Source organism: Micromonospora sp. NPDC047730 (assembly GCF_043204765.1).
Classification (GTDB): Bacteria; Actinomycetota; Actinomycetes; order Mycobacteriales; family Micromonosporaceae; genus Micromonospora.
Window position 1 is genome coordinate 1 of the sequence record NZ_JBIDCU010000033.1, and the last position, 19,773, is coordinate 19,773.

At 77.0% G+C, this 19,773-nt stretch carries 4 protein-coding genes; 2 read left to right on the top strand and 2 right to left on the bottom strand.

Annotated elements, in window-relative coordinates:
- The first annotated feature begins 1,504 nt into the window (after positions 1-1,504).
- Positions 1,505-2,695, top strand: coding sequence for an ATP-grasp domain-containing protein (locus ACGF5G_RS34465; RefSeq protein WP_393270911.1), 1,191 nt, complete (start codon positions 1,505-1,507; stop codon positions 2,693-2,695).
- Positions 2,696-2,770: 75 nt separating this feature from the next.
- Here the strand turns inward: ACGF5G_RS34465 and ACGF5G_RS34470 are convergent, their stop codons facing one another.
- Both ACGF5G_RS34470 and ACGF5G_RS34475 read right to left on the bottom strand, forming a co-directional pair.
- Complete coding sequence (locus ACGF5G_RS34470; RefSeq protein WP_393270914.1) at positions 2,771-3,811, bottom strand: 3-dehydroquinate synthase family protein; 1,041 nt, start codon at positions 3,809-3,811, stop codon at positions 2,771-2,773.
- Positions 3,811-4,614, bottom strand: a complete 804-nt coding sequence (locus tag ACGF5G_RS34475) for a hypothetical protein (protein ID WP_393270915.1) — start codon at positions 4,612-4,614, stop codon at positions 3,811-3,813. Before ACGF5G_RS34475 ends, ACGF5G_RS34470 begins: the two co-directional genes overlap by 1 nt.
- A 237-nt stretch (positions 4,615-4,851) precedes the next feature.
- Here ACGF5G_RS34475 and ACGF5G_RS34480 point away from each other — a divergent pair, with 237 nt between their 5' ends.
- Positions 4,852-19,764, top strand: a complete 14,913-nt coding sequence (locus ACGF5G_RS34480; RefSeq protein WP_393270918.1) for an SDR family NAD(P)-dependent oxidoreductase — start codon at positions 4,852-4,854, stop codon at positions 19,762-19,764.
- Positions 19,765-19,773 lie beyond the last annotated feature (9 nt).

Here is a 19,773-nt window from a genome sequence, read left to right on the forward strand (position 1 = left end):
ACACCAACGGCCGCCGCAGGTCACCCACCAGGTCCAGGCCCTCGAACTCGGCACCCGCCCCGGCGACACCCACAACCCGGACCTGACCACCAACGGACCCGACAGACACGAACCAACCTCCGATCGAAAAGGGGTGACCGGGCGGCGCGTGGCCGGAGCGGCCGGTCAGCCGATGTGCCGCACTGCGGGCAGCACGGTGTGACGCAGTGGTGGGGGACGGCGTGGAGCGTCGCCGCCGCGTACGGGGGGTGGCCGACCGACGCCTCTCCGGAGCGGACCCGGTCGTGCCGGAGGTGGTCCGTGGGAGGCGCGGACGGCGGTGGACGGCGTCCTGCGGCGTGCCGCGGTGGGGCACAGGTGGGGACGCGTCGGGACCGGCGGTGCGATCAGGACGGGGTCACCGTCTGGAAGCCGCAACCGGGTGTCCGACCCAGCCACCGGCACCTCCTGTCCGTCAGGGCGCGGCGCACCCACATGCGTCCCCGATTCGGTGCGGTGAGGGGAAAGACGAACCGGTGGTGCCAGACGCTATGGAGCCGGCCGGAGCGGCGTACACCCCTAGACACACGGTCGACCCCTAGTGCCGTGTCCACTGAGGACCAGCGGTTTCCGGCCATGTGTTGCGGATTCTCGCTGGTCAGGTTGGACAAGCCGGCCGCCTGCGCGATCAGGCAGCCGTGGAAATCCTGCCGGAACCTCGTAGGGTCCACTCGGCTCACCGGCCGGAGGAGGGTCATTCGGACGGATCATCGAGAGGGTCATTCGTCAACGATCACCATCCTTCGGTGGAAAGAGAATGGTCGACCAGGGCGTCGGTCCGCGCCTTGCCGCGATCGGTCCGGCCGGGCGTGGACGGCCGCAGTGTCACGGAGCGTAGTGTCGCTCGGCGCTCCTGCCGCCTTCCGAGGCGCCCGCGCGGTTACCCGGAGTGCTGGCTCGGCGAGGATCTGAGCGCGCCGGGTGGCGATGGCCAAGAGTGCTGGTCGGGCCTGATTCGTCGGTGCTCGGGGCGCTTCACCTATTGGGCGTCGACACTGCGTTTTCCATTGATCGGGGCGACGAGAGTGGAGTGTCGAGGGAATGTCACGCTCTGTTCCTCGGGTGCCCGAACCGCACTTTCCCGACCCCCCGACCTGGCATTGTCGGTGACGTAAAGGGCCGGTCCGTACTCGGCTGACCGGCCCATCGACGGTCAATGCGTGCTGACTAAGGTTTCCGTATCGCGAATTCTGTTCACGACGCAGTCGGTGACTGGCAAGCGCACCGGCTGCTGGTGTGCACCGCGCCAACTCAGCGCTGACCACAAGCCAGCCGCTACCTGGCCGGTCAAACGTCGAGCCCTCCGGCCGGTGCACGCGGCACGCCCGACTTCCGTGGTCGAGCGGCCTCATCAGAACCGGGACGCCACGCATCCGCCCACGTCCTCCGCTGTTCGTGGTGGTGGTGCACCCGGACTTCGTGCCATCCCCGAGGCCCCTTGCGGGCCGGCATGTCAGGAGATCCAATGGATGGGCCCATCCAGGTACAGGTGTTCGCTCACGAAGGGGTGGTCCTGGCCCGACCACCCAGTCCGGTGGCGACCGCAAGCAGCCGTTATCTGGCCGGCGCGGGCGCCGGCCTGCACAACGGGCTGGACATGATCACCGGCCTCCACCTCACGCTGCCGCACCAGACGGCAGCCATCTGCAGCACCGGAGCCAGCGCGGACAAGTCGCTGCGTCTGATCAGCCGGTGTGGCCTCAAGCCGCCCAGCGACCTGCGCGAGTTCCGGTCCGGCGACCACGCGGTGCAGCTCGCCCGGGAGGCCGCCGAACGCGGCGAGTTGCTGGAGTTCCAGTTCCCGCCGCACGATCCGCAACTTCGGACTGCCCCTGCCCGGGTTCCGCCGGACCTGCTGGCCCGCCTCAACAACAAGACCGTCCTGGAAACGCTGATCGCCCCGGAGTACCTGCCCCGCCGGCAGGTCGCCACCCCCGCCGAGGTGCGGCGGATCGTGCGGCAGGACCGTCGGCCGGCGGTCGTCAAACCGGCCGGCGCCGAGGTGTACAGCGGGATCGCGATCTTCACCAGACGGCTGCAGGACCGGTTGAACAGGTCACTGTTCAACCAACTGGAGCAGGTCAGCGATCAGTGGATCGTCGAGGAGGAGGTTCTCTTCCGGACGGTCTGGGGGCTCCAGTTCGGCGTGACGGACGGCGGATCGGTGGAGTACTTCGGTGCGTCCGTACACCTGCCGCAGCCCACCTCGACGTGGATCGGTTGTGTGATGGACGACGAGCAACCGCCGGCGGAACTGGTCCAGGCGCTGACCGAGGGGGTTCGGAAGGCGGCCGCTCTCGGGTACCGGGGATACTGCTCGTTCGACGCCGGCATCGGCCGGGACGGCGAACTGCGCGTCATCGACCCGAACTTCCGGGTCAGCGGAGCCACCTCGTCGTTGCTGCACCGCAATTCGCTGCTGGGTCAGCACCCGTGCGCCATGACGACGTTCTTCTCGCTCGCGCCGGGGGTGGACGCCGAGCCGATCCTCGCGCCGTTCATCGACCGTGGGCAGTTCGTCGTGTTCATGCACTACGACCCGGCGGAGACGGACAACGGCCCGTATCAGGCGACCATCCTCGGCATGGTCGGCGGTGCGGACCGGTACGCCTGCGGCGTGCTGATCGCGCAGATCCAGCGAGCGCTGGGCAGGTGACCCGGCGTCCCGGGCCGCGCCGCCGACGGCGCGGCCCGGGACGCCCGCTGGGGAGCCGGCTTCGCGCCGCGCTGTTCACATCCCCGCGAGGGCGGCGCGGACGGCCGACTCCGGTACGTCGACGACCAGGTCCGGGCCGGTCGGGCCGTCCAGCACGAAGGACAGCCCCGACGTCGCCTTCTTGTCCCGGCGCATCAACGCGATCAGCTCGTCGTGGTCCACCCCGGCCGGCAGGGCGGTGTCGAGGCCGTAGTGCGCCACCACCTCGCGGTGCTCGACCACCCGGCGCGCGTCGATCCGATCCAGGATCCCGGCCAGTCGTCCCGCGAACACCGTGCCGATGCCGACCGCCTCGCCGTGCCGGAGCCGGAAGTCGGTCGCGATCTCCAGCGCGTGCCCCAGCGTGTGCCCGTAGTTGAGGATGTGCCGCAGCCCGGCGTCGCGCTCGTCGGCGGCCACCACCTGCGCCTTGAGCGCCACGCACGCGGCGATCTGCTCGTCCACCGGCCGGTCGCGCAGGTCTCCCGCGCCGATGAAGTGCGCCCGGGCGATCTCCCCGTAGCCGTTGCGCCACTCCCGCTCCGGCAACGTGCCCAGGTGCTCGGTGTCGCAGAGCACCGCGCGGGGCTGCCAGTACACGCCCACCAGGTTCTTGCCCTCCGGCAGGTTCACCGCCGTCTTCCCGCCGACGCTGGCGTCGACCTGCGCGAGCAGCGACGTCGGCAGGTGGATCACCGCGATGCCCCGGTGGTAGAGGCCGGCGGCCAGCCCGACGACATCCGTCGTGGTGCCGCCGCCGCAGGAGACGACCGCGTCGGAGCGGGTCAACCCGAAGTCCGCGAACACCCGGCAGAGCTGCTCCACCGTGGACAACGTCTTGTCGTGCTCGCCGTCGCGGGCCGGCACCACCCGGTGCGGCACCCCCGGGTCCGGCGTCCACTCGGCCGGGCGGGCGGAGACCACGACGACCCGGCGCGCGCCGATCCGCGTCACCTCCGCCGGCAGCCGGTGGCGCACGCCGGGACCGATGAGCACCGGGTACGCGCGCTCGCCGAGCGCCACCTCGATCCGGGACGGCTCCACGGCGGGACGGTCGCCGGTGCGGGTCGAGTGCATCAGGCTGCCACCTCCTCAGGGTGCAGGACGAAGGGCGGGGACGGGTCGGGGGCGTCCTGGCCGGCGCGGACCAGCCACAGCCGCAGCGCCATCGCCGCCAGCGAGTCCACCTCCGGCGCGATGCCCCACCGGTCATGGGTGAGCTGGGCGTGGTGCGCCAGCAGGAAGCCCCGCGGCACCTCGGCGGGACGGCCGACCACGTCGGCCACCCGGTGCAGGTAGCGCCGCCACGCGGCGGCGACCTCGCCGGTGAACGGCAGGTCCCCGGCCGTCAGCACGATCTTCTCCGCCCCGGCGTCGGCCTGCGTGGCGAGGTCCCGGCGCTGCGCCCCGGTCAGCGACCAGCTCCGGTCCTGCCAGTGCAGGAAGAGGAAGGCCGGCCGGTCGGCCTCCGGCATCAGCCCGGTCAGGTGCCGCAGGTGCGCCACCGCGAGGGGCAGTTCGAGGCCGGCCAGCCAGGGGCCGTCCCCGCCGAGCAGGGCCAGCGCCAGGTCGCTGCCCGCGTACGCGAGCGGCCCGCCCCGGGCGGCGTCGCGGAAGGCGTACGGGTCGGCGGCGAAGGACACGGCCGGGTCGTGCGCGAGCAGTCCCCGCCGTACGGCGTCGAGCGCGGGCGGGAGCGCGTGGAAGCCGAGGCTCAGGCCCTGGTCCAGCCGGTCGAAGTACCAGTCCGACCCGGGGTCGGCGCGGCGGGCGTCGGCGACCAGCCCGGCCAGCACGGTCGGCACCAGCTCGGCCACCCGCGCGTCCGGGCACCGGCCGGCCGGTACGGCGAGGCGGGCGAACAACCAGGAGCGTTCCACGGACGGCACCTCGACTGACGGCGGGCAGAGCGCGGGCGCGACGGCCGGTCTGCGGGGGTCGGCCCCATCATCGGCCTGTGGCCCGTCCCGCCGGCACGTCACCGGTCGGAACTGGGGACGACTTAGGGGGTGACAGGGGTAGGTCGCCGCCACGGTGCTCGGAAGACTTGTGCCGTTGTACGGCGAGCGAGGTCTACGCCGCGATGAGGAGTCTCGCCGACGGACGGATGTGGTGACATGCTTCGGAGCGACCTGATCCAGCCGTTGCCCGATCTGCTCAGGGCCCACGCCACGAGGCTCGGGAACAAGGTCGCCTTCCGCGACGAGCGCCGCGCCGTCGGGTACGCCGATCTGGAGGCCCGTACCCGGCGGCTCGCCGGCCACCTGGCGGCGGCGGGCGTCGGGCGGGGCGAACGGGTGGCGATGTGCCTCGGCAACCGCGTGGAGACGGTGGAGACGTGGCTCGCCGTCACCCGGGCCGCCGCGGTGGGCGTACCGCTGAACCCGCACAGCACCGACGCGGAGTTGGCCCACCTGCTGGACGACTCCGGGGCGGTGCTCGTCGTCACCGACCCGGCGCACCTGGCCCGGCTGCTGCGGCTGCGGGCCGACCGGCCGGGCCTGCGCGTTTGGGTCGTCGGGGACGACCCCGCGCCCGAAGGCGTCACCGCGTTCCGCGACCTGGCCGACGTGGAGCCGGCCGCCGCCGCCCGCGACGACCTGGGCCTCGACGAGGTCGCCTGGATGCTCTACACCTCCGGCACCACCGGCGAGCCGAAGGGCGTGCTCTCCACCCAGCGCACCTGCCTGTGGTCGGTGGCGTCCTGCTACGTGCCGGTGCCCGGCCTCACCGACGCCGACCGGGTGGTCTGGCCGCTGCCGTTGTTCCACAGCCTGTCCCACATCGGGTGCGTGCTCAGCGTGACCGTGGTGGGCGCCACCGCCCGGCTCGTCGACGGTTTCTCCGCCGACGACGTGCTGCGCGCCGTCGCCGAGGACGAGGCCACCGTGCTGGCCGGGGTGCCCGCGATGTACCACCACCTGGTGGCCGCCGCCCGGGAAACCGGCTTCCGGGCCCCGGCCCTGCGGGTGTGCCTGGTCGGCGGGGCGATCACCACCGGGGCGCTGCGGCGCGCGTTCCACGAGGTCTTCGACGCGCCGTTGCTCGACGCGTACGGCAGCACGGAGACCTGCGGCTCGATCGCCATCACCCGGCCCGACCGGCCCCGGGTCGAGGGCTCGTGCGGGCAGCCGGTGGACGGCGTCGAGGTGCGGCTGGTCAGCCCGGAGACCGGGCTGGACGTCCCGACCGGGAACGAGGGCGAGGTCTGGGTACGCGGCCCGAGCGTCATGCTCGGCTACCACGGGCTGCCGGAGGTCACCGCCGCCGCGCTGCGTGACGGCTGGTACCGCACCGGCGACCTGGCCCGCTTCGACGCCGGCGGCAACCTGTTCGTCACCGGGCGGCACCGAGAGTTGATCATCCGGGGCGGCGAGAAGATCCACCCGTCCGAGGTGGAGGACGCGCTGCGCGCGGTGCCCGGCGTCGCCGACGTGGCGGTGACCGGCCGTCCGCACGACGTGCTCGGCGAGGTGCCGGTGGCGTTCGTCGTCCCCGGCCCGGAGGGCTTCGACCCCCGGGCCGCGTACGCGGCCTGCCGGGAGCGGCTCGCGTACCACAAGGTGCCCGAGGAGCTGTACGAGATCGGGGCGGTGCCCCGGACCGCGTCCGGCAAGGTGACCCGGCGGCTGCTGCTGGAGCGGCCCGCCCGGCTGCGCGCCGTCAACGGCAGCCACCACGAGGCGCTGACCCGGATCGCCTGGCGCCCGCTGGACCTGACCGCCGTGCCGCCGGCCGGGGCCGACACTGACGGAGCCCCGGGCCCGCGCTGGGCGGTGGTGGGCGCGGGCGGCGAGGAGCCGGCCGCCGCGCTGCGCGCCGCCGGGACGGTGGTGCGGACGTACCCCGACCTGGCCGAGCTGGCCGCGGAGGCCGACCGACCCGACGTGACCGTGCTGGCGGTCGGGCCCGCCGGGGACGCGGCGGGCCTCGCCGACGCGGCGCGGGGCTGGCTCGACGACGAACGGTCCGCCGGCGGCCGGCTGGTGCTGCTGACCACCGGGGCCGTGGACGCGTCCACCCCGGACCACCCCGACACCCCCGACCTCGTCCCGCCGGCCGTCGTGGCCTGGGCGGTGGGCCGCTGCCTGCTGGCCGCGTACCCGGATCGGGTGGTGCTGGTCGACCGCGACGCCGACGGGCTCTCCCCGGCCCTGCTGCCGGCCGCCGTGGACGCCGGCGCCACGCAGGTCGCCCTCCGCGCCGGCGCCGCCCGGCACCCGATCCTCGCACCGGCCCCCACCGGCCCGCCCGCGCGGCCGGCGACGGTCGTCGACCCGGCCGGCGTCGCCCTGGTGACCGGCGCCGACACGGCGACCGGGGCGGCCCTCGCGCGGCACCTGGTCGGCGCGCACGGCGCCCGCCAGGTGCAACTGGTCCGCACCGACCCGACGGCCGGCCTCGACGACCTGATCGCGGACCTGGTCGCGGCCGGCGCCGAGGCCACCGCGCTACGCGCCGGGCGGGCCGCCGGAGACGACGCGCCGCTCGGCGCGGTGTTCCTCTGCCCGACCGACGACGATGTCGCCGACGACGGCGCCGTCGCCCGGCTGCTCGCCCTCGCCGAGGCGCTGGACGCCCGGACCAGGCACGCCGCCGCCACGGCGTTCACCGTCCTCGCCCCGGCGGCCCTGCTGCGCGGCGCCGCCGGCCGGGAGCGGGCGGCGGCGGCCGTCGGCGCCCTGCACACCCTGGTCGCCCGCCGCCGCGCGGCGGGCCTGCCCGCCCGGCTGGTCGGTACGACCGGCGGGCCGGTCCCGGCGGCCGGGCCCGCTGAATCCGGGTCGGCCGGGTCGGACCCGGCCGACGCCGCCGTCCGCGCCGACCTCGCCGCGTTCGACGCCGCCCACGACGGCGACGACCTCGTCCTGCTCGCCGGCCCGGCAGATCCGGCTCACCCCGCCTGGCGCGCGCCCGCCGGAACCGGCCCCGTCGACGACGGCGACGACGCCGAGCTGCGCCGCCGGCTGGCCGCGCTGACCACCGCCGAGGGCGACCGGCTCCTGCTCGAGCTGGTTCGCGCCGCCACCGCCGAGGTCGCCGGCCTGCCCGGCCGGGCGGCCGTGCGGCCGGGCCGCGCGTTCAAGGAACTCGGCTTCACCTCCGTCGCCGCCGTCGCGCTGCGCGACCGGCTGACCCGCGCCACCGGGGTACGGCTCTCCGCGACGGCCGCGTTCGACCACCCGAGCCCCGACGCCCTCGCCCGGCACCTCGCCGCCCGGCTGCGCGGCGCCGCTCCGGAGCCGGTGGCCGCCCCGGACGGGCCGGCCCGGTCCGCCGCCGACGACCCGGTCGTCATCGTGGCCATGGCCTGCCGGCTGCCCGGCGGGGTCGCCTCGCCCGAGGAGCTGTGGGATCTCGTCGACTCCGGGCGGGAGGGGCTGACCGGGTTCCCCACCGACCGGGGCTGGGACCTGGCCCACCTGTTCTCCGACGACCCCGACCAGCCCGGCACCTCGTACGTGCGGGTGGGCGGGTTCCTGCCCGACGCGGCGGACTTCGACGCCACCCTGTTCGCGATCAGCCCCCGCGAGGCGCTGGCCATGGACCCGCAGCAGCGACTGCTGCTGGAGACGTCCTGGGAGCTGTTCGAGCGGGCCGGCATCGACCCGACCTCGCTGCGCGGCAGCGCCACCGGCGTGTTCGCGGGCGTCATGCACCACGACTACGCGGCGAACCTGCGCCAGGCCCCGCACGGCACCGAGGGCTACCTCGGCGTGGGCACCGCCGGCAGCGTCGTCTCCGGGCGGGTCGCGTACGCGCTCGGCCTGGAGGGGCCCGCGGTCACCGTCGACACCGCCTGCTCGTCGTCGCTGGTGTCGCTGCACCTGGCCGCCCAGGCCCTGCGCGCCGGGGACTGCACCCTCGCCGTGGCCGGCGGCGTCGCGATCATGGGTACGCCGCAGGCGTTCGTCGAGTTCAGCCGGCAGCGCGGGCTGGCCCCGGACGGCCGGTGCAAGGCGTTCGCCGAGGGCGCCGACGGCACGGGCTGGTCCGAGGGCGTCGCCCTGCTGCTGCTGGAACGCCTCTCCGACGCCCGCCGCCACGGGCACCCCGTGCTGGCCGTGGTGCGCGGCAGCGCCGTCAACCAGGACGGCGCGTCCAACGGGCTGACCGCCCCCAACGGGCCGGCCCAGGAGCGGGTCATCCGCCGGGCGCTGGCCGCCGCCGGGCTCACCGCCGCCGACGTGGACGCCGTCGAGGCGCACGGCACCGGCACGAGGCTCGGCGACCCGATCGAGGCGCAGGCGCTGCTCGCCACGTACGGGGCGGGACGCGGCGACGCGGAGCCGCTGCGGCTCGGCTCGCTGAAGTCCAACCTCGGCCACACCCAGGCCGCCGCCGGGGCCGCCGCGGTGATCAAGATGGTGCTCGCCATGCGGCACGGGACGCTGCCGCGCACCCTGCACGTGGACGCCCCGACGTCCGAGGTGGACTGGTCGGCGGGCGCCGTGGAGCTGCTCACCGATTCCGTGCCGTGGCCCCGGACCGGCCGGGCACGTCGCGCCGGGATCTCCTCGTTCGGCATCAGCGGCACCAACGCCCACGTCATCGTCGAGGCCGCCCCCGCCGAGGCGCAGGCCGTGGCGGGCCGCGCGGCCGACGCCGGGGCCGGCCGCGTCGCCGAGGCCGAGCCGCAGGCCGCACCCGCTGCCGGCCCGGTGGCCCGGCCGCCCGTGCCGTGGCCGCTCTCCGGGGCCACCGGCGAGGCGCTGCGCGACCAGGCCGCCCGCCTGCTCGCCTGGCTCGACGGGCCCGGCGCGGACGCCGACCCGGCCGACGTCGGCCACGCGCTGGCCACCACCCGCGCCGCCCTGGAGCACCGGGCCGTGGTGCTGGCCGGCGACCCGGCCGCCGCCCGGGCCGGCCTGACCGCCCTCACCCGGGGCGAGCAGGACCCCGACACCGGCGCCCTGCTGACCGGCCGGGTCGTCGACGGGCAGCTCGGTTTGCTGTTCGGCGGGCAGGGCGGCCAGCGGCCCGGCATGGGCCGCGCGCTGCACGCCGCGTACCCCGTCTTCGCCGACGCCTTCGACGCCGCCTGCGCCGAACTCGACCGCTGCCTCGCCGGCCACGCCCCGCACCGGATCGCGGACGTGGTGTTCGCGCCCGAGGGGAGCGAGCCGGCAGGCCTGCTCGACCGGACCCTGTACACCCAGCCGGGCCTGTTCGCGTTCGAGGTGGCGCTGTACCGGCTGCTGGAGTCCTGGGGCGTACGCCCCGACGCCGTGGGCGGGCACTCCGTCGGCGAGCTGGTCGCCGCGCACGTCGCCGGGGTGTTCTCCCTCGCCGACGCGGCGGCCCTGGTCGCCGCCCGGGCCCGGCTCATGCAGCAGCTCCCGGACGGGGGCGCGATGGTCGCCGTCGAGGCCGACGAGGCGGAGGTGACCGGCCACCTGACCGACCGGGTGGGTCTCGCCGCCGTCAACGGCCCGACCAGCGTGGTCCTCTCCGGCGACACGGACGCCGTGCTGGCCGTCGCGGCCACCCTGCGCGCCGCCGGCCGGCGGACCAGCCGGCTACGGGTGTCGCACGCGTTCCACTCGCCGCGCATGGAGCCGATGCTCGAGGCGTTCCGCGCCGTCGCCGCCGGCCTCACCTACCGCACCCCGCACCTGCCGATCGTGTCCAACCTGACCGGCGAGCCGGTCGACCCGGCCCGGCTCTGCTCGCCCGAGTACTGGGTGGCGCACGTCCGGGGCACCGTCCGCTTCCTCGACGGGGTACGCGCCCTGCGCCGCCAGGGCGTCACCACGTTCCTGGAGGTCGGCCCGGCCGGCGTGCTCACCGCGATGGCCCAGGACTGCCTGGCCGCCGAGGCCGACGACCTGGCGTTCGTGCCCGCCGTGCGCGGCGTCGACGGCGAACCCGACGCGCTGCTCGCCGCCGTGGCGCGGCTGCACACGCGGGGCGTCGCCGTGGACCTGGCCGCCCCGGCCGGCCCCGGCCCGCACCGCCGCGTCGACCTGCCCACGTACGCGTTCCAGCGCCGGCACTACTGGCTGCCGTACTCGGCGGTGGCCGGCGGGCCGGCCGACGTCGGGCTGGCTGACGCCGGGCACCCGCTGCTCGGCGCGGTGCTGCCGGTCGCCGGCACCGGGCAGGTCGTCTGCACCGGCCGGGTCGCCGCGGCCACCCACCCGTGGCTGGCCCCGCCGGCCGGCGGCGCGTCGCCGCTGCTGCCCGCCACCGCCCTGCTCGACGTGCTCACCCACCTCGGCGGGTTCCTCGACGCCCCGACCGTGGAGCGGCTGACCGTCCCCGCGCCGGTGCCGCTGCCGGCCGGGCTGGCCGTGGACGTGCAGGTCACCGTCGACGGGCCGGACGAGCACCTGCGCCGGCTGGCCCGCTGCCACGTCCGGGCCGGCGACGACCAGCCCTGGCGGGAGGTGGCCGAGGCGGTGCTCGCCCCGGCCGACCCGCAGGCCGCTCCGGCGCTCTCGCACGCCGGGCCGGCCCTCTCGCCCGCCGTCGCACCGGCAGGACCGGCCGGCGCCCCCTGGCCGCCCGCCGGGGCGCGCCCCGTGGACCTCGGCACGCCACAGCGCCGGGCGCTGGCCGGCGAGCTGGCCCGGGCCGCATGGGTCGCCGGGGACCGGCTGTACGTGGACGTACGCCTGCCGGAGGACGCCCGCGACGCCGACGCCGAGCGGTACGGCGTACACCCGCTGGTGCTGGACGCGGCCCTGCGCCTGCTGCCGCTCGCCGACTTCCCGACCGCCGCCGTGGCCGGCGCGACCGTCGCGCCCACCGACTGGGCGGGCGTCCGGGCCCACGCCGTCGGCGCGCACGCCCTGCGGGTGTGCCTCGCCCCCGCCGGGGCGGACGCGGTCACGCTCAGCGCCGTCGACGACGCCGGCGCGCCCGTGCTGGACGCGGACCGGGTGGTGCTGCGGGAGGTCGACCTGCCACCTGCCGAGGCCCCGGCCGCCGCCCCGGCACCCGCCGGCCTGTACGCCGTCGACTGGCTGCCGCCGGCCACCCCGCCCGCGTCGGTGCCCGCCTGGACCCTCGCCGACGGCACGCCCCCGGCCGGGCCGCTGCCGCCGCTGCTGGTGCTGCGGGTCGGCGACGGCGACCCCGCGCATTCCGTGCCCGAACGCGCGCACGCCGTCGGGCTCGACGTCCTCGGCGTGCTCCAGCGCTGGCTCGACGACCCCCGCGCGGAGACCACCCGGCTCGCCCTCGCCGTGCGCGACGGCGACCTAGTGCACGCCCCGGTCGCCGGGCTGGTCCGGGTCGCCCAGGCCGAGCATCCCGACCGGTTCCTCCTGCTCGCCCTCGACGCAGGCGACGACGCGGCCGTCCGCGCGGCCCTGGCCGCCGGCCCCGACGAGCCGGAGGTGGCCGTCCGCGACGGCCGCGCACTGCTGCCCCGGCTCCGCCCGGTCGACCACCCCGCCGCGCCTCCCGGCTCGGCGGTGCCGCGCGCCGAGGCCGGCACCGCCCCCGGCGCGCCGCACCCGGCCCTCGCGGGCGGCACCGTGCTGGTCACCGGCGGCACCGGCGGCGTCGGCCGGCACGTCGCCACCCACCTCGCCCGCGCGCACGGCGTCGCCGAGCTGGTGCTGCTCAGCCGCACCGCGCGGCCCGCCGCCTGGATGACCGAGCTGACCGACGCCGGGGTCACCGTCCGGCTGGTCGCCGCCGACGTCGCCGACCGGGCCGCCCTCGAAGCGGTCGTCGCCCCGCTGGCCGACCGGCTGGTCGCCATCGTGCACGCCGCCGGGGCCACCGACGACGCGCTGCTCACCGGCCTGGACGCGGCCCGCTGGGAACGGACCCTGCGGGCCAAGGTGCACGGCGCGTGGCACCTGCACGAGCTGACCGTCGGCCTCGACCTCGCCGCGTTCGTGCTGTTCTCCTCGGCCGCCGCCGTCTTCGGCAGCCCCGGCCAGGGCAACTACGCGGCCGGCAACGCCTTCCTCGACGGGCTCGCCGCTCACCGCCGCGCCGCCGGCCTGCCGGCCACCGCCCTCGCGTGGGGCCTGTGGGCGGAGGAGGACGGCATGGCCGGCCGGCTCGGCCCGGCCGACCTGGCCCGCCTCGCCCGGGGCGGCACCCGCCCCCTCGACACCGCCGCCGGCCTGGCCCTGTTCGACGCGGCGCTGCACGCCGACCGGCCCGCCCTCGTGCCGATCGGGCTGGACCTGGCCGCCGTCCGGGCCACCGGGGAGGCGCCCGCCCTGCTGCGGGCGCTGCTGCCCCCGCCGCCGCGCCGGGCCGTCAACCACGCCGAGACCGCCGCGTCCGGGTCCGGGTTCGCCGACCGGCTGGCCGGGCTGGCCGAGCCCGAGCGTGCCGCCCTGCTGCTGGACCTGGTCCGCACCCGGTGCGCCACCGTCGTCGGGCACACCGGACCCGAGCAGGTCGAACCCCGCCGCCCGTTCAAGGAACTCGGCTTCGACTCCCTCATGGCGGTCGAGCTGAGCAACCGGCTCTCCGCCGCCACCGGCGTCCGGCTCGCGCCGCACGCCGTGTTCAACCACCCCACCCCGGAGGCGCTGGCCGCCCACCTGCACGCCCGGCTGCTCGGCACCGCCGCCACGGAGGTCGCCGACGCGACCACCGTCGCCCTGGACGAGCCGGTCGCCGTCGTTGCCATGGCCTGCCGGTTCCCCGGCGGCATCGGCTCCCCAGAGGAGCTGTGGCGGCTGCTCGACGCCGGCGGCGACGTCGTCGGCGACCTGCCCACCGACCGGGGCTGGCCCCTCGCCGACCTGTACGACCCCGTGCCCGGCACGCCCGGGAAGACGTACGTGCGCTCGGGCGGGTTCCTCACCGGGATCGCCGACTTCGACGCCGAGTTCTTCGGCATCAGCCCCCGCGAGGCCCTCGCCATGGACCCGCAGCACCGGCTGCTGTTGGAGACCTCCTGGGAGGCCCTGGAGCGGGCCGGCATCGACCCGGGCGCGCTGCGCGGCAGCCGCACCGGTGTCTTCGCCGGCACCCACGGCCAGGACTACGCCGACCAGATCGCCCCCGGCGTCCCCTCCGACGACGGGGAGGTCACCGCCGACGAGGGGCACCTGCTCACCGGCACGGCCGGCAGCGTCCTGTCCGGCCGCGTCGCGTACGCCCTCGGGCTGGAAGGGCCCGCCGTCACCGTGGACACCGCCTGCTCGGCGTCCCTCGTCGCGCTGCACCTGGCCGTCCAGGCGCTGCGCCAGGGCGACTGCGACCTGGCCCTGGCCGGCGGCGTGTCCGTGCTGTCCAGCCCCGCCGGGCTGACCGGGTTCAGCCGCCAGCGCGGCCTCGCCGCCGACGGCCGGTGCAAGGCGTTCGCGGAGGAGGCCGACGGGTTCGGCATGTCCGAGGGCGTCGGCATGCTCGTCGTGGAACGGCTCTCCGACGCCCGCCGTCGCGGCCACCCCGTCCTCGCCGTGGTGCGCGGCACCGCCGTGAACCAGGACGGCGCGTCCAACGGGCTCACCGCCCCGAACGGCCCCTCCCAGGAGCGGGTGATCCGCGCCGCGCTCGGCGCCGCCCGGCTCACCCCCGCCGACGTGGACGTGGTCGAGGCGCACGGCACCGGCACCCCGCTCGGCGACCCGATCGAGGCCGACGCGATCCTCGCCACGTACGGCCAGCGCCCCGCCGACGCCCCGCCCGTGCTGCTCGGTTCCGTCAAGTCCAACCTCGGGCACACGCAGGCCGCGGCCGGCGTCGCCGGGGTGATCAAGATGGTGCTCGCCATGCGGCACGGCGTCCTGCCCCGCACCCTGCACGCCGAGCGGCGCACCTCCCGCGTGGACTGGGCCGCCGGGTCGGTCGAACTGCTCACCGAGGCCCGCCCGTGGCCCCACGAGGACCGGCCGGCGCGGGCCGGCGTGTCGTCGTTCGGCATCAGCGGCACCAACGCCCACGTCATCGTCGAGGCCGCCCCGGTCGACGAGCCCACCCCGGTCGACGAGCCGCCCGCCGAGCCAACCGAACCCGCCGCGCTGCCGTGGCTGCTGTCGGCGCGTACCCCCGAGGCGCTGGCCGGGCAGGCCCGGCGGCTGCGCGCCCACCTCGCCGCGCACCCCGACCAGCGCCCCGTCGACGTGACCTGGTCACTGGCCACCACCCGGGCCGCGTTCGACGCCCGGGCCGTGCTCGTCGGCGCCGATCCCGAGCGGATCGCCGCCGCCCTCGACGCGCTCGCCGAGGGCCGGCCGGCCCCCGAGCTGGTACGCGGCGACGCGGGCCCGGCCGGCCGGTGCGTGTTCGTCTTCCCCGGCCAGGGCTCCCAGTGGCTCGGCATGGGGCTGGACCTGCTCGACCAGGCCCCCGTGTTCGCCGAGCGGATGGCCGCCTGCGACGCCGCGCTGCGGCCGCACCTGAACTGGTCGCTGCTGGACGTGCTGCGCCAGGCCCCCGGCGCGCCGAGCCTCGACCAGGTCGACGTGGTGCAGCCCGCCCTGTTCGCCATGATGGTGTCGCTGGCCGAGCTGTGGCGCTCGTACGGTGTGCAGCCGGCTGCCGTGGTCGGCCACTCGCAGGGCGAGATCGCCGCCGCCTGCGTCGCCGGGATCCTCTCCCTGCCCGACGCCGCCCGCGTCGTGGCGCTGCGCAGCCGCGCCATTCGGGCCCTCGCCGGGCACGGGGCGATGGCCTCGGTCGCGCTGCCCGCCGACGTGGTCCGCGAGCGGGTCGCCCCGTACGGGGACCGGATCGCCGTGGCCGCCGTCAACGGCCCCGCCGCCGTGGTGGTCTCCGGCGAGGAGGCCGCCGTCGAGGAACTGCTCGCGAGCCTGGCCGCCGAGAACGCCCGGGTACGCCGCATCGCCGTCGACTACGCCTCCCACTCCGCGCACGTCGAACGTATCCGCGACGAGCTGGCCGACGCCCTCGCCGGCATCACGCCCGGCCCGGCCGCCGTGCCGATGTTCTCCACCACCGACCTGCGCTGGGTCGACGGCACCGAGCTGGGCCCCGACTACTGGTACCGCAACCTGCGCCAGCCCGTCGAGCTGGAACGGGCCGTCCGGGCGCTGGCCGCCGAGGGCCACGACACGTACGTCGAGTGCAGCCCCCACCCGGTGCTCACCGTCGGCATCGAGGAGACCCTCGCCGACCACGACACCGTCGTGGTCGGCTCGGTGCAGCGCGACCAGGGCGACCGGGCCCGGTTCCTGCTCTCCCTGGCCCAGCTGCACGTGGCCGGGGTGCCGGTGGACTGGCGGCCGGCCCTGGCCGGCGGGCGCCACGTCGACCTGCCCACGTACGCGTTCGCCCACCGCCGCTACTGGCCCCGCCCCGTCAGCGGCCCCGGCGACGTGGGCGCCGCCGGCCTCGACGCCGCCGGGCACCCGCTGCTCGGCGCGTCCGTGGCCCTCGCCGAGGCGAAGGGCCACCTGCTCACCGGCCGGCTCTCCACCGCCGCCCAGCCGTGGCTGGCCGACCACCGGGTCATGGAGACCGTGCTCGTGCCCGGCACCGGCCTGGTCGAGCTGTGCCTGCGCGCCGGCGACGAGGTCGGCTGTCCCGGCCTCGACGAGCTGGTCATCGAGGCGCCGCTCGCCCTGCCCGCCGACGGGGCGACCCAGGTGCAGGTGGCCGTGGGCCCGGCCGGCGACGACGGCCGCCGCCCGGTGACCCTGCACTCCCGGCCCGCCGACGACCCGGCCGACGCCCCGTGGACCCGGCACGCCACCGCCACCCTGTCCACCGCCGACTCGCCGACCCCGCCCGCGGACCTCGCCGTCTGGCCGCCGCCGCACGCCCGCGCCGTCGACCTGGCCGGCTTCTACGCCGGGCTCGCCGCCGACGGGTACGCGTACGGGCCCGCGTTCCAGGGGCTGCGCGCCGTGTGGACCAGCGGCGATGAGGTGTACGCCGAGGTGGAGCTGCCCCCGGCCGAGCGGGCCGACGCCGCCCGCTACGGGCTGCACCCGGCCCTGCTCGACGCCGCACTGCACGCCGCGCACTTCGGCGGCCTCGCCAAGGCCGGGGCGGGACGGCTGCTGCTGCCGTTCGCCTGGAACGGCGTCACCCTGCACGCCGCCGGCGCCACCGCGCTGCGCGTCCGCGTCACCCAGGTCGCGCCGCACGCCATCGCCCTGACCGTCGCCGACGCGGCCGGCGAGCCGGTCGCCGAGGTGGCGTCCCTGGCCATGCGTCCCATCTCCCGCGCCGAGCTCGGCGCCGAGGACGCGAGCGTCCGCGACGCCCTGTTCCGCCTCGGCTGGCAGCCGCTGGCCGCCCCGGAGCCGGCCGGACCGGCCCGGGTCGTGGCGCTCGGCCCGGTCGTCGCGGGGCTCCCGCACCACCCCGACCTGACCGCCCTGGCCCGCGCGGTCGACGACGGCGCGCCCCCGCCCGACGCCGTCCTCGCCCCGCTCGGCGGTGCCCACCCCGCGCCGAACGGGCCGGACACGGGCGGCGCCGGAACTGCGGCCGGCACCGACCGGGCCCGCGGCGTCGCCGCCGAGGCGCTCGCCCTCGTCCAGGGCTGGCTCGCCGACCCCCGCTGGGCGGAGACCCCGCTGGTCCTGCTCACCCGGGGCGCGGTCGGCGTGCACAGCCCCGCCGAGGTGACCGACCCGGACGCGGCGACCGCCTGGGGTCTGGTGCGCTCCGCGCAGTCCGAGCATCCCGACCGGTTCGTCCTGCTCGACGCCGACGCCGAGCCCACCGCCGCCGACCTCGCCGCCGTCGTCGCCGCCGGGGAGCCCCAGGTGGCGCTGCGCGGCGGCGCCCCGCACGCCCCCCGGCTGGCCCGCCGCGCCGACGCGCCGACGCTCACCCCGCCGGCCGGCGCGGACGCCTGGCGGCTGGACGTCCCGACGCGCGGCAGCCTGGAGAACCTCGCCTTCGTCGCCACCGACGCCGCCGACGCGCCGCTCGGCCCGCTGGAGGTGCGGGTCCGGGTACGCGCCGCCGGCCTCAACTTCCGCGACGTGCTCAACGCGCTCGGCCTCTACCCGGGCGACCCCGGCCCGCCCGGCGGCGAGGCCGCCGGCGTGGTCACCGAGGTCGGCGCGGCCGTCACCGACCTGCGCCCCGGCGACCCGGTGCTCGGCGTCTTCGTCGGCTGCTTCGGCCCGGTCGCGGTCACCGACCGCCGGCTGCTCGTGCCGGTGCCCGCCGGCTGGACGTTCGCGCAGGCCGCCTCGGTGCCGGTGGTGTTCCTCACCGCGTACCACGGGCTGGTCAACCTGGCCCGGCTGCGGGCCGGCGAGTCCGTGCTGGTGCACGCCGCCGCCGGCGGCGTCGGCATGGCCGCCGTCCAGCTCGCCCGCCACCTCGGCGCCGCCGTGTACGCCACCGCCAGCCCCGGCAAGTGGCCCGCCCTGCGGGCCATGGGCGTACCCGACGACCACCTCGCCTCGTCCCGCACCCTCGACTTCGAGGCGGCGTTCCTCGCCGCCACCGACGGACGCGGCGTCGACGTCGTGCTCGACTCCCTCGCCCGGGAGTTCGTCGACGCGTCGCTGCGACTGCTGCCCCGCGGCGGCCGGTTCGTCGAGATGGGCAAGACCGACCTGCGCGACCCCGACCAGGTCGCCGCCGACCATCCCGGCGTCGCCTACCAGGCGTACGACCTGACCACCGTCGACCCCGACGAGATCCAGCGGATGCTCGTCGAGCTGATGGGCCTGTTCGCGGCCGGGACGCTGACCCCGCTGCCGGTACGCGCCTGGGACGTCCGCCAGGCGCCCGACGCCTTCCGGTACGTCAGCCAGGCCCGGCACGTCGGCAAGGTCGTGCTCACCATGCCGGCCCGCTGGCAACCCGACGGCACCGTCCTCGTCACCGGCGGCACCGGCCTGCTCGGCGGGCTCGTCGCCCGCCGCCTGGTCACCCGGCACGGGGTGCGCCACCTCCTGCTCGCCAGCCGCGGCGGCCCGGACGCCCCCGGCGCGGCCGAGCTGACCGGGGAGCTGACCGCGCTCGGCGCCACCGTCACCGTGGCCGCCGCCGACGTCGCCGACCGCGACGCCGTGGCCCGGCTGGTCGCCGCCGTGCCGGCCGAGCACCCGCTCACCGCCGTGGTCCACCTCGCCGGCGTCCTCGACGACGGCGTGGTCACCGCGCTCACCCCCGAGCGGATCGACACCGTGTTCCGGCCCAAGGTGGACGCCGCCCGGCACCTCGACGAGGCGACCCGCCACCTCGACCTGGCCGCGTTCGTGCTGTTCTCCTCCGGCGCCGGCGTGTTCGGCGTACCCGGGCAGGGCAACTACGCCGCCGCCAACGCGTACCTCGACGCGCTCGCCCACGCCCGGCGCGGCGCCGGCCTGCCCGCCCAGTCGTACGCGTGGGGCCTCTGGGAGCAAGCCAGCGCGATGACCGCCAAGCTGGACCGCACCGACCCCCGGATCACCGCCCGCGACGGCCAGCTCGCCATCCCCTCCGACCTCGGGATGGCCCTGTTCGACGCCGGGCTGGCCGCGCCCGAGGAGCACCTGGTGCCCACCCGGGTCGACGTGGCCGCCCTCGCCGACCGGGCCGCCGTACCCGCGCTCATGCGCGGCCTGGTGCGGCGCGAACGCCCCCGCGCCCGGTCGGCGGCGGCCGGCGGCGGCCCGGACCTCGCCGGCCGGCTCCGGGCGCTCACCGCCGCCGAGCAGTCGGCCCTGCTGCTCGACCTGGTACGCGCCGAGGCGGCCACCGTGCTCGGCCACGCCAGCCCGGACGCCATCCGGCCCGGCCAGGCGTTCAACGAGATCGGCTTCGACTCGCTGACCGCCGTCGAGCTGCGCAACCGGCTCGCCGAGGCCACCGGCCACCGGCTGCCCGCGACGGTGATCTTCGACTACCCGGACCCGACCGCGCTGGCCGGCCACCTGCGCGCCCAGCTCGTCCCGGACGGCGGCGAGGCGGTCCCGGCGATCCTCACCGAGCTGGAGAGCCTGGAACGGGCGCTGACCGAGACGGTGGTCGAGCCGGAGCTGCACACCCAGGTCGCCGCCCGGCTGGAGGTGCTGGTCGCCAAGTGGCGCACGATGCGCGGCGCGTCCGCCACCGACGACGACCTCGACCTCGACGACGCCAGCGACGACGAGATCTTCAGCCTGATCGACCAGGAACTCGGGCTCTGACGCGGGCCC

Bases quoted from the DNA above. Each gene is read 5' to 3' on its own strand.
- ACGF5G_RS34465 (WP_393270911.1), top strand. From the start codon at position 1,505: ATGGATGGGCCCATCCAGGTACAGGTGTTCGCTCACGAAGGGGTGGTC.
- ACGF5G_RS34470 (WP_393270914.1), bottom strand. From the start codon at position 3,811: ATGCACTCGACCCGCACCGGCGACCGTCCCGCCGTGGAGCCGTCCCGG.
- ACGF5G_RS34480 (WP_393270918.1), top strand. From the start codon at position 4,852: ATGCTTCGGAGCGACCTGATCCAGCCGTTGCCCGATCTGCTCAGGGCC.